Source organism: Azospira restricta (genome assembly GCF_016858125.1).
In the GTDB taxonomy this organism is placed as follows: domain Bacteria; phylum Pseudomonadota; class Gammaproteobacteria; order Burkholderiales; family Rhodocyclaceae; genus Proximibacter; species Proximibacter restrictus.
The window spans coordinates 2,876,660-2,887,311 of record NZ_CP064781.1 but is presented as its reverse complement, the minus strand read 5'-3'; the positions used below and the strand labels follow the sequence as shown (position 1 = coordinate 2,887,311).

The window sequence follows — 10,652 nt, the reverse complement described above, 5'->3', positions numbered from 1 at the left end:
AATGCCTGCAGATCAGGTGCTCAGGTCAGTCTGTGACGCTTCGTCGGCCAGTTCGTCGACCAGAAAGTCGATGAAGGCCCTTAGCCTGGCCGGCAGGTTCTGCTTGCTCGGGTAGTAGGCGTACAGATCGGCACTGGGGAGCGTGAACTCCGGCAGGATGCGCCGTAGCCGACCGCTTTCAAGGTACCTGGTCACATCCCATTCCGAGCGGATGACGATGCCCTGACCGTCCAGCGCCCACCCCTGAACGATGTCTCCGTCGTTGCTGGACAGTACGCCGTGGACCTTGACGATCTCGGTTCGTCCGTCGATCAGGAATCTCCAGACGCCGTACGCATCGTCGTTCTGCCGATGGACGATGCATCGGTGCTTCGCCAGATCGGCGAGGGACTTGGGCGTGCCGTGCTTGGCCAGGTAAGCGGGGGAAGCGCAGAGGAAGCGCCGATTGGACATGATCCGCCGGGCATTGATGCGGTTGTCGGGCAGTTCGCCAAAGCGGATCGACAGATCGAAGCCTTTGTCGATCAGGTCGATCGGGCGGTCGGTGACTTCCAGCTGAACCTCGACGTCGGGATGCCGCGCAGTAAAGGTCGATACCAGCGGCGCGATGACGGTGCGGCCGAAGCCGAGCGGCGCGTTGACGCGCAGTCGGCCCCGGGGAGCGCGGCGGTTTCCGGAGACGACCTCATCCAGCTCGCGCAACTCGTCGATCAGGCGGGCTGCATGCTGAAGATAGATTTCCCCCTCCGGCGTCAGGCTGATCCTGCGGGTACTGCGGTTCAACAGTCGCGCACCGATGCGCTTTTCCATCGACGCGAGGCGCATCGTCGCCGCCGGCGGCGTGATGTCGAGTGCACGTGCCGCCGCCGACAGGCTGCCCAGCCTGTTGAGGAGGACGAAGAACTCCAGTTCCGAGAAGCTCGCAGTCTTCATCAATGTTTAATAATGAAATCAGTTTTTGGTGAAACACGTGGATTGTGCTTAAAACTATTCTAGCGCCACCGGAGCTGAACGTGTCAGCTTCGAACCTTGAAGGAGACGCCAATGCGAATAGTGGAAATCCGCGAGAAGACCGTTCCGATCAGCTCGCCCATCCGCAATGCCTACATCGATTTCAGCAGGATGACGCTGAGCCTCGTCGCCGTCGTGACCGACGTGATCCGGGACGGCAAGCCGGTCATCGGCTACGGCTTCAACTCCAACGGCCGCTACGGCCAGGGGACCCTGATGCGCGAGCGCTTCATTCCTCGCATCCTGGAAGCGGACCCCGAGAGCCTTGTCGATTCGACGGGAAAGAACCTCGATCCGCACAAGATCTGGAACTGCATGTTCAGCAACGAAAAACCGGGCGGCCACGGTGAGCGTTCGGTAGCCATCGGTACGATCGACATGGCGGTCTGGGACGCGGTGGCCAAGATCGAGGGCAAGCCGCTCTTCCAGTTGCTGGCCGATCGTTACGGCAGCGGCCAGGTCGATCGCAAGATCTTCGTGTATGCCGCCGGCGGCTACTACTACCCCGGCCAGGATCACGGAAAGCTCAAGGACGAGATGCGCAGCTACCTCGATCGCGGCTACACGGTGGTCAAGAAGAAGATCGGCGGCGCGTCGCTGGACGAGGACCTGCGTCGCATCGACTCGATCCTGAGCGTGCTGCAGGACGGCCAGAAGCTTGCCGTCGATGCCAACGGGCGCTTCGATCTCGACACCGCGATCAAATACGCCAAGGCGCTCTCCCGGTACGATCTGTTCTGGTACGAGGAGCCGGGCGACCCGCTGGATTTCGAGCTGCAGGCCACGCTGCGCAACTACTACGACAAGCCGATGGCGACCGGCGAAGACCTGTTCTCGATGCAGGACGCCCGCAACCTGATCCGCTACAGCGGCATGCGTCCGGACCGCGACTGGCTGCAATTCGACTGCGCCCTGAGCTACGGCCTGGTGGAATATCTGCGCACGCTCGACATGCTCAAGCAGCACGGCTGGTCCGCCAGCCGCTGCATCCCCCACGGCGGCCACCAGATGTCCCTCAACATCGCCGCCGGCCTCGGTCTCGGCGGCAACGAGTCGTATCCGGATCTGTTCCAGCCCTACGGCGGATTCCCGGACGGCGTGAAGGTCGATAACGGCTACGTCACCCTGCCGGAGTTGCCTGGCATCGGCTTCGAGGGCAAGTCGGATCTGATCAGCGAGATGCGCAAGCTTGCGGAATGAGGTCCTGAGGCGGCATCGCTGCGCAGGTCGCGGTGCCGGTTTCTTGCCTCCTTCCGCAGGCGAAATCCTTGTCGAACGGCGTTTCTCCGAGCCATCGAGCAACCAGAGGGCCGGAAGCGGGCGGCTAGCGCGCTTGCCGGTGGCCTGCGAGGCACTGCGCCAGCTTGGCCTTGGGGGTGCCCTGAATCCTGCGCAGCAGTTCGTGCGACACCTCGCGCACCTGGTAGCGGCGGCGCAGTTCGTCTTCCAGATGACGCAGCAGGCTGGCGGCCATTTCGGCGTCGGCCAGCGCGCGGTGAGAGCGTCCCGCTAGCGGCAGCCCGGCGAACTCGACGAGGGCGCCGAGCTTGTGGCTGGGCGCCTGCGGCAGGATCCGGCGCGACAGCAGCAGCGAGCAGGCGAACTCCTGGCGCCGGCGGCGCTCGATGCGGGCCAGTTCGGCATCCCAGAATTTGCAGTCGAACGCCGCGTTGTGGGCGACCAGCGGGCGGTCGCCGACGAAGTCGGCGACTTCGCGCATGACCTCGGCCGCCGGCGGCGCCGCGCGGACCATCGCATCGGAAATTCCGGTCAGCGCCTGGATGTACGGGGGGATGCGCACGCCTGCGTTCATCAGGCTCTGATAGCGGTCCACCACCTTGCCGTCGTGCACGATCAGCGCGGCGATTTCCGTCGCGCGGTCGCCCTGTGCCGGGGACAAGCCGGTCGTTTCAAAGTCGATTACCGCCACTGCTTCCACAGCCAGCCTCCCCGCATCGATTCAAGATCTGCAATGTCGGCCGGGATTGTCTCATCTGCGGCCGGGCGCCGCACGCAACCGTGGGGCGGCCGGGCGCGCCGGCGCCGGCAGACGCTCAGCCGGCGTACTTGACGCGCCGTTTCTGCGGCCGCGGCTGCGCCACGTGGTCGAGCGGCAGCACGTGCGTCTCCTTGACCTTCGACAGCGCGATGTTGGTCTTCACCTGCGCGACGCCGGGCAGGTTCAGCAGGCGCTTCATCATCAGCTCGGAGAAGGCGGCGAGGTCGGGGGCGACGATGCGCAGCAGGTAATCGGCCTCGCCGGTGACGGCGAAGCATTCGAGCACTTCCGGCATCGCCGTCACCGCGCGTTCGAACTCGGCCGGGCGGGTCTTGTCGTGGCGCTCGAGGACGATCTGCGCGTAGGCGGTGACGCCGAGGCCGAGCGCGTGCGGGTCGAGCAGCGCGGCGTAGCCGGTGATCACCTGGGCGTCCTCCAGCCGCTGGATGCGCCGGCTGATCTGCGAGGCCGACAGGCTGGCCTGCTCGCCGAGTTCGGCGTTGGTGGTGTGGCCGTTGCGCTGCAATGCGGCGAGCAGCTGCAGATCGTAGCGGTCTATGCTGAGTTCGCTCATTGTTTTTCCTATGTATGCACGAAACGTGCGTATCGTAGCCGATTGCTGCGCCATTTCGAACACATCGTTCGTCTGCTTGTCGGAATAATGTGGGCTGTTCCCCTCGCCACGAAAGCGACCCGATGAACCTCACCGAATCCCTGCTGCACGCCTTCAAGGCCAACGGCGCCCGCCAGATTTTCGGCATCCCCGGCGACTTCGCGCTGCCCTTCTTCCGCATCATCGAGGAGTCGCGCATCCTGCCGCTGTTTACGCTGTCGCACGAGCCCGGCGTCGGCTTCGCCGCCGACGCCGCGGCGCGCATCGAGGGTGCGCTCGCCGTCGCCGCGGTGACCTACGGCGCCGGCGCGCTGAACATGATCAATTCGGTCGCCGCTGCCTATGCCGAGAAGGTGCCGCTGGTGGTGCTCTCCGGCGGTCCGGGCAAGGGCGAGTCGCGTTCCGGCCTGTTGCTGCACCACCAGGCGAAGACGCTCGATTCGCAGTTCCGCATCTTCGAGGAGATCACCTGCGACCGCGTGCGGCTGGACGACGCGGCGCGCGCGCCGGCCGACATCGCGCGCGTGCTCGGCAACTGCCTGAAGCACTCGCGGCCGGTGTATATCGAGCTGCCGCGCGACATGGTCGCCGTCCCCTGCGCCGAGGTGCCGCCGCTGCCGGCGCCGGAGGTCGACGCCGAGGCGCTCGCCGCCTGCGCCGACGAGGTGCTGAAGCGCCTCGCCGCGGCCGAGCGGCCGGTGCTGATGGTCGATGTGGAAGTGCGCCGCTACGGACTGGAGGCGAAGGTCGCCGAGCTCGCGCGCCGCCTCGCGCTGCCGGTCGCCACCTGCTTCATGGGCCGCGGCCTGTTGGCCGATTCCGATGCGGCGCTGGTCGGTACCTACATGGGGATGGCCGGGCTGCCCGAGGTGACGCAGCTGGTCGAGAACTCGGACGGCCTGTTCCTGCTCGGCGTGATCCTCTCCGACACCAACTTCGCCGTCTCCGCGAAGAAGATCGACTTGCGCAAGACCATCGTCGCCTGCGACGGCTCGGTGCGCCTGGGCTACCACGTCTATCCCGAGATTCCGCTGGCGGCGCTGGTCGATGCGCTGCTCGAACGCACCGGCGAACCGGCGCGGCGGCTGGCGTTCGCGCCGCCGCACTATCCGCGCGGGCTCGTCGCCGACGACGCGCCGATCGCGCCGAACGACATCGCGACCGCGGTGAACGACCTGATGGCCGCACACGGCAAGCTGCCGATCGCGTCCGACATGGGCGACTGCCTGTTCACCGCGATGGACATCGAGCACACCGCGCTGGTCGCGCCCGGCTACTACGCGACGATGGGCTACGGCGTTCCCGCCGGCCTCGGCCTGCAGGCGGCGACCGGGCAGCGGCCGCTGATTCTGGTCGGCGACGGCGCCTTCCAGATGACCGGCTGGGAGCTCGGCAACTGCCGCCGCTACGGCTGGGACCCGATCGTGCTGCTGTTCAACAACGCCAGCTGGGAGATGCTGCGCACCTTCCAGCCGGAGTCGGCGTTCAACAACCTCGACGACTGGGGTTTCGCGTCGATGGCGGCCGGCCTCGGCGGCGACGGGGTGCGCGTGCATACGCGCCGCGAACTGCAGGCGGCGCTGGCGCAGGCGGCGGCGACGCGCGGCCGCTTCCAGCTGGTCGAGATCATGATCCCGCGCGGCGTGCTGTCGCAGACGCTGCAGCGCTTCGTCGCCGGGGTGAAGCGGCTGAACGCGCCGAAGCAGGGCTAAGGCAACGCGGACGAACGGAGGGAAGACGATGCAAACGACACCGATGATCATCGACGGCCGGGCGGTTGCCGGCGAACGCACGCTGGGCGTCATCAATCCGGCCGACGGCGAGGTCTTCGCCGCGGTGCCGCAGGCGACGCCGGCGCAGGTGGACCTGGCGGTGGCGGCGGCGCAGGCCGCCTTCCCGGCCTGGAGCAAGACGCCGGACGGCGAGCGCCAGCGCCTGCTGCACGCGCTCGGCGACGCGCTGCAAGCGCATCTGCCCGAGCTGATGCAACTGGTGACGCAGGAGAGTGGCAAGCCGCTCAACGGCCTCGCCGGCATCGGCGCCGGCATGGAGGTGGGCGGCGCCATCGCGTGGACGCACGTCACCGCCGACCTCGACCTGCCGGTCGAGGTGATCCAGGACAACGCCGAGGCGCGCGTCGAGGTGCACCGCAAGCCGCTCGGTGTCGTCGCCTCGATCACCCCGTGGAACTGGCCGCTGTTGATCGCCATCTGGCACGTCATCCCGGCGCTGCGCGCCGGCAACACGGTGGTGATCAAGCCCTCCGAATACACGCCGCTGGCGACGCTGCGCTTCGTCGAGCTGGCCAACGAACTGCTGCCGCCGGGCGTCCTGAACGCCGTCACCGGCGACGGCGAGGCCGGCGCCGCGCTGGCGCAGCACCCGGGCGTCGCCAAGATCGTGTTCACCGGCTCGACGGCGACCGGGCGCAAGATCATGCAGGCCGCCGCCGGCAACCTCAAGCGGCTGACGCTGGAGCTCGGCGGCAACGACGCCGGCATCGTGCTGCCCGACGTCGACGTCAAGGCGATCGCGTCGAAGCTGCTCGCCGCGACGCTGCACAACAACGGCCAGACCTGCGCCTGCCTGAAGCGCCTCTACGTGCATGACAGCCTCTACGACGAACTCTGCGCCGAGCTGGCGCGGCTCGCCGCGGCGACCGTCGTCGGCGACGGGCTGGCGCCGGAGACGCAGCTCGGCCCGCTGCAGAACCGCGAGCAGCTGGCGGTCGTCGAGGAACTCGCCGACGACGCCCGCCGCCGCGGCGCACGCTTCCTCTGCGGCGGCCACCGGCTCGAGCGGCCTGGCTACTTCTACGCGCCGACGGTGATCGCCGACGCCGACGACGGCATGCGCGTCGTCGCCAAGGAGCAGTTCGGCCCGCTGGTGCCGGTGCTCCGCTACCGCGACGTGGACGACGCGATCGCCCGCGCCAACGCCAGCGAGGCCGGCCTCGGCGGCTCGGTCTGGGGCGCCGACCCGGCGCGCGCGGCGGAACTCGCGCAGCGCCTCGAATGCGGCACGGCGTGGGTGAACGAGCACGGCGCCGTGCAGCCGGACGCGCCCTTCGGCGGCGTCAAGCAGTCGGGCATCGGCGTCGAGTTCGGCCGCCACGGGCTGGCCGAATACACCTCGCTGCAGACGGTGAAGGTGATGAAGGGCTGAACGGCGGCCGCTGCCGGTTCCCCGCGCGCCGCTCCTGGGCGACAATCGCTCCCTCGGCCGCGCCGTTCCGCGCGCGGCAGGAGAGCCCCTCGCACAGGAGATGCCGTTCATGAAGGAAACGCTCAAGCCCGGAATCGTCTACACCCACCGCTTCCGCGTCCCCGCCTCGAAGACCGTGCCGGCGCTGTATCCGGAGGCCGAGGAATTCGTCGCGATGCCGGAGGTGTTCGCCACCGGCTTCCTCGTCGGCCTCCTCGAATGGGCCTGCATCCGCGCGATCAACCCGCACCTCGACTGGCCGCGCGAGCAGACCGTCGGCACCCACATCGACGTCAGCCACGAGGCGGCGACACCGCCGGGGATGGAGGTGACGGCGACGGTCGAGCTGCTCGCGGTCGAGGGCAAGAAACTCGTTTTCGCGGTCGAGGCGCACGACGGCGTCGACCTGATCTCGCGCGGCCGGCACGAGCGCTTCGTGATCGACAAGGCGAAGTTCGACGCCCGCCTGGGCGGCAAGCGGGAGCGGGCCTGAGTCCCCGGCACGCCCCGCCATGGCCGTCGAAACCGAACTGAAGCTGGCGCTGCCCGCCGCCGCCGCCGCCCGCCTGCGCCGCCATCCGCTGCTCGCCGCGACGCCGCCGGTGCGCCAGCGCCTGCACAACTGCTACTACGACACCGCCGACCTCGACCTGTGGCGGGCCGGCATCGCGCTGCGCCACCGGCGCACCGCGCGCGGCTGGCTGCTGACGGTGAAGAGCGCCGAGCCGGCCGCCGGCGGGCTGGCGCGGCGCAGCGAGTGGGAGGCGGCGAGCAAGCCGGACGCCTTCGATTTCTCGCACGTCGACGACAAGCGCCTGCGCCGGCGGCTGGAAGCGCTGACGCCGGCGCTGCAGCCGGCCTTCGTCACCGATTTCGTGCGCGACACCTGGCTGCTGGCGCCGGCGCCGGGCGTCGAGATCGAGCTCGCGCTCGACCGCGGCAGCATCCGCCACGGCGAGCGCGCCGAGGCGATCTGCGAGGTCGAACTGGAGCTGCTCGCCGGGCCGATTTCCGCGCTGTTCGACCTGGCGCGCGCGCTGCAGGCCGGGCTGCCGCTGTCGCCGGCGGCGGCGAGCAAGGCCGAGCGCGGCTACCGGCTGTTCCGCAACGAAGTCGCGCAGCCGGTGCATGCCGGCCTGTCGCCGCTCGATGCGCGGATGACGCCGCTCGCGGCCTTCCGCGCGCTGGCCTTCGACTGCGTCGAGCAGCTGCTGCGCAACATGGACGGCGCCGGTGCCGGCGACGATCCGGAATTCCTGCACCAGGCGCGCGTCGCGGTGCGCCGGCTGCGCTCGGCGATGCGCCTGTGGCGGCCGTTCCTGCCCGCCGATTTCCGCGCGCTGTTCGAGCCTGCCTGGCAGTGGTTCGGGCAGACGCTGGGCGAGGCGCGCAACCGCGACGTCTTCATTACGCAGACGCTGCCGTCGCTGTCCGCGGGCTGCCCCGGGCATCCGTCGCTGGCGACGCTGGCGGCACGTGCCGAGCGGCAGCGCCGGCGTTCGCGGCGGGCGTTGCGGACGGCGCTCGCGGCACCGCTCGCCGGCCGTCTCGTCCTCGAATTCTCGGCGGCGCTGCATGCCCTGGCCGAGCCGGCGGCGACGCCGACGCTGGCCGCGTTCGCGGCGGCGCGGGTGCGCCGGCTGAGCCGTCGCGTGGCGCGGCTGGCGGCGGCCGCGGGGCGGGACCCGGCGGCGCTGCACCGGCTGCGCATCGCGACCAAGCACCTGCGCTACGCGCTCGAATTCTTTGCGCCGCTATTCCGCCGCCGGCGGCAACGGCGGCTGCTCGCGGCCGCTGCGAAGGTGCAGGCGCTGCTCGGCGAATTGAACGATCTCCACGTCGCCGAGGCGCTGCTCGCCGAATGTCGCCTGCCCGCCGACGCGCAGCTCGCTGCCTGGTTCGCCGGGCGCGCCGCACTGCTGCACGCGCGGCTGCCGGATGCGCTGTCCGGCCTGGTGCGGGCGCCGCTGCCGCGGCGGCGCAGGCGGCGCCGCTAACGCCGATCAGGCGGCGCGGGCCTGGGGCGGCGGCAGGACGACTGCGGCGCGTTCCGCTTCGTGGCAGACGCGGTAGCGGCCGTCGGCCTGCAGGCACATCGCGGCGAAGCGGCCGCTGGCGTGCAGCCCGCTGTAGATCGTCAGCGCGCCGCCGCTGCTGTCGAAGACCCGGCATTGCGGGCGGCTGCCGTCGGCGAAGCAGGCGGTGCAGGGGGCGTTGCGGTCGTTCATCGGGCACTCCTTCGTGGCTGGGGTACCCGCATGCTGGCAGCCGTTTGTGACCGTGCCATGAACGCGGCATGACGCCGCGGCGGCTCAGCTGCGCACCAGGTGCAGCTCGAAATGGTGGCGGAGGAAGCTCTGGAAGTTGTCGACGCTGGCCAGCGCGATCTTCAGCCGCCCCTGCTGCATTGCGTTGAGGCGCTCGAGCGGGATGTAGTTGTCGGGCGCGCGGCCCTCGCGGATGTCCTCGACCTGGCTGCGCAGGCGCAGCTGGACGAGGAAGGCGAAGGCCTCGGCGAGGTCCTCGGCGTCCGCCGCCTTCAGCACGCCGGCGGCGGCGAGCGCGTCGAGGCGCTGGGCGGTGCTGCCGGTGAGCAGCCGATGCTGGATCGCCAGCGCCTTGATGCCGTCGGTGACGGCGAAGATGCCGGCCTTCTTGATCTCCAGCTGGCCCGAGTGCTCGCCGTCGCGCTCGCCCTTGATCCGGCCGAACCAGCCGAGCGGCGGCGTGAAGCGCAGGCCGTTCTCGACCATGCGCATCAGGAACAGCCGGTTCGCCGCCGACGAGGCGTAGATCTGCTCCTTCAGCGCCGGCTCGAAGGCGGGGTTGCCGTAGACCGTGCGCAGGTCGAGGAAGGTGCTGCAGGCGAGGATGTTTTCCGGTACCGGCGTCGCCATCCAGCCGGCGATCCTGTTCTTCCATTCGCCGAGGCTTTTCCGCCACGCGGCGTTCTTGGCCATGATCCCGCCCGGGCAGGCGGGAACGCCGATCGTGATCAGGCCGTCGCTCAGCGCCTGCGAGAATTCCGCGATGCGCGTCACCGTCGCCGGCGGCAGGTCGTCGGCATAGACGATCGCGTTGTCCTGGTCGGTGGCCAGCGTCTGCTCGCCGCGCCCTTCGCTGCCGAGCGCGAGGAAGGCGAAGCTGTCGGGGTCGAGGTCGGCGAAGCCCTGCGCGTGCAGGAGGCCGATCAGGCGCAGCGCGATCCGGTCGTTGAGGTGGGCGATCAGGCGGACGAGGTCGCGGATGCCCATGCCGGTGCCGGCGAGGTGCTGCACCAGTTCCTGGATGCGGCCGTGCACCGCCTGCAGCGCGTCGAGGTGCTGCGCCTTCTCGATGTCCTGGACCAGCTGCTGCGGCGAGTGCGCCTGCAGGCGGAGGATGTCGGTGTCGGTGACGATGCCGGCGAGGCGGCCGCCGGCGTCGACGACGCCGAGGCGGTGGACCTGTCGCTGCGACATTTCGGAGAGCGCCTGGTAGAGCAGCGTCTCCTCGCCGACGACGGCGAGCGGCGCGCTCATGATCTGGCGCACGCGCAGCGCCGCCGGGCCGAGGCCGGCAGCGACCACCTTGTTGCGCAGGTCGCGGTCGGTGAAGATGCCGACCGGCTTGCCGTCCTCGACGACGACCAGGCTGGAGATGTTGCGCTCGCGCATGACGGCGACGGCATCGACCAGCGGCGCGTCGGGCGCGCAGGTGACGACCGCGCGCTGGCAGAAATCGCGGACAGGACGGAAAAACTGGCTTTCTTCGCTCATGGCGGGGTTCGCTGGAATATTAGTATCCCGTCATTTTCGTCCCGCCGCCCGGGCGAAGACAAGCCGG

10 protein-coding genes are annotated in these 10,652 nt (G+C 69.5%); 5 read left to right on the top strand and 5 right to left on the bottom strand.

The genetic code is table 11. From position 1 onward, the window contains the following. Positions 1-12: 12 nt before the first annotated feature. A complete protein-coding gene (locus IWH25_RS13945) occupies positions 13-933 on the bottom strand; it encodes a LysR family transcriptional regulator (RefSeq protein WP_203386390.1) in 921 nt (306 codons plus the stop codon). A gap of 111 nt (positions 934-1,044) precedes the next feature. Between IWH25_RS13945 and IWH25_RS13940 the strand changes: the two genes are divergently transcribed. Beyond that, entirely contained in the window at positions 1,045-2,211 is a 1,167-nt protein-coding gene (locus IWH25_RS13940) for a mandelate racemase/muconate lactonizing enzyme family protein (protein WP_203386389.1), read from the top strand. Between the two features lie 124 nt (positions 2,212-2,335). Here the strand turns inward: IWH25_RS13940 and IWH25_RS13935 are convergent, their stop codons facing one another. Together IWH25_RS13935 and IWH25_RS13930 are read right to left on the bottom strand one after the other, a co-directional pair. Beyond that, a complete protein-coding gene (locus IWH25_RS13935; protein ID WP_203386388.1) occupies positions 2,336-2,950 on the bottom strand; it encodes a 3'-5' exonuclease in 615 nt (204 codons plus the stop codon). A gap of 115 nt (positions 2,951-3,065) precedes the next feature. Then, complete coding sequence (locus IWH25_RS13930; protein ID WP_203386387.1) at positions 3,066-3,584, bottom strand: Lrp/AsnC family transcriptional regulator; 519 nt, start codon at positions 3,582-3,584, stop codon at positions 3,066-3,068. A gap of 122 nt (positions 3,585-3,706) precedes the next feature. Between IWH25_RS13930 and ipdC the strand changes: the two genes are divergently transcribed. The 4 genes from ipdC to IWH25_RS13910 all read left to right on the top strand — a co-directional run bounded on the left by ipdC (position 3,707) and on the right by IWH25_RS13910 (position 8,824). After that, positions 3,707-5,335 carry an indolepyruvate/phenylpyruvate decarboxylase gene (gene ipdC, locus IWH25_RS13925; protein WP_203386386.1) on the top strand — a complete coding sequence of 543 codons (1,629 nt, stop codon included), beginning with the start codon at positions 3,707-3,709 and terminating at the stop codon, positions 5,333-5,335. 28 nt (positions 5,336-5,363) lie between these two features. Continuing rightward, entirely contained in the window at positions 5,364-6,788 is a 1,425-nt protein-coding gene (locus IWH25_RS13920; RefSeq protein ID WP_203386385.1) for an aldehyde dehydrogenase family protein, read from the top strand. Between the two features lie 109 nt (positions 6,789-6,897). Beyond that, the gene (locus IWH25_RS13915; protein ID WP_203386384.1) at positions 6,898-7,320 is read left to right on the top strand and encodes a thioesterase family protein; all 423 of its coding nucleotides are present in this window, start codon (positions 6,898-6,900) and stop codon (positions 7,318-7,320) included. Positions 7,321-7,339: 19 nt separating this feature from the next. After that, positions 7,340-8,824 carry a CYTH and CHAD domain-containing protein gene (locus tag IWH25_RS13910; RefSeq protein WP_203386383.1) on the top strand — a complete coding sequence of 495 codons (1,485 nt, stop codon included), beginning with the start codon at positions 7,340-7,342 and terminating at the stop codon, positions 8,822-8,824. Between the two features lie 6 nt (positions 8,825-8,830). Here IWH25_RS13910 and IWH25_RS13905 read toward each other — a convergent pair whose 3' ends face one another. Both IWH25_RS13905 and IWH25_RS13900 read right to left on the bottom strand, forming a co-directional pair. Beyond that, the gene (locus IWH25_RS13905; protein ID WP_203386382.1) at positions 8,831-9,055 is read right to left on the bottom strand and encodes a hypothetical protein; all 225 of its coding nucleotides are present in this window, start codon (positions 9,053-9,055) and stop codon (positions 8,831-8,833) included. An 84-nt stretch (positions 9,056-9,139) separates the two neighbouring features. Beyond that, positions 9,140-10,585, bottom strand: coding sequence for a putative nucleotidyltransferase substrate binding domain-containing protein (locus IWH25_RS13900; RefSeq protein ID WP_203386381.1), 1,446 nt, complete (start codon positions 10,583-10,585; stop codon positions 9,140-9,142). Positions 10,586-10,652: the final 67 nt, after the last annotated feature.